Raw genomic sequence first — 583 nt, forward strand, 5'->3', positions numbered from 1 at the left:
GGGTCTTCGCATTTAGTCGGGGTGGTGTTGTGGTCCGGTTACCCAGAGTCGATTGCGGTTGATTGCGTTGGGTGATCGTTTGCGGGGTCGTCGGGTCGCTGTTCGGGCGCGGCGGCGTTGGTTGTCGGGGTTGCGGTAGCCGAACGCGGCGCGGGCGTCTAGTTTCTGGATCCGGTTGATGCCTTCGCTGCCGGCGTTGGACGCGCCGGTGAGGACGGCGTTGACGATCTCGTCGCGCCAGGTGTCGAGGGTACGGGCGAACGCGGCGATCTCGTTGACGTGGGCGTGGTCGGCGCACCAGGTCAGCAGGGTGGCCCAGTGGTCACGCACGAGGCTGGGCGCGGGGGTGGTGTGGCTGCGGGTGATCCGTAGGGCGAGCAGGTCGCGGAGGTGTTCCTTCGTGATCCAGGCCAGGTGCAGGTCGGTCAGCGTCGGGTCGTCGGCCATGGTGTTCCACAGCTTCGCGAGTTGTGGTGGGGACAGGTCCTCCCGGTTGCGGGTCAGGAGTCGTTTGATGCCGTACTCGGGGTCGGTCTTACGGCCCCGACGGCCGTACTTGTTCCTGACGATGCGCCACCGGACG

Annotated in this window: 1 protein-coding gene; it reads right to left on the reverse strand. The window is 66.7% G+C overall.

The window, feature by feature from the left end; all coding sequences use genetic code 11:
* Window positions 1–12: 12 nt before the first annotated feature.
* Window positions 13–583, reverse strand: a 571-nt coding sequence (locus tag ACFHWU_RS29345; protein ID WP_416592332.1) for a transposase, incomplete at its 5' end; no start/stop codon positions are given.

The organism is Micromonospora sp. LOL_015 (genome assembly GCF_048060275.1).
GTDB lineage: Bacteria > Actinomycetota > Actinomycetes > Mycobacteriales > Micromonosporaceae > Micromonospora_E.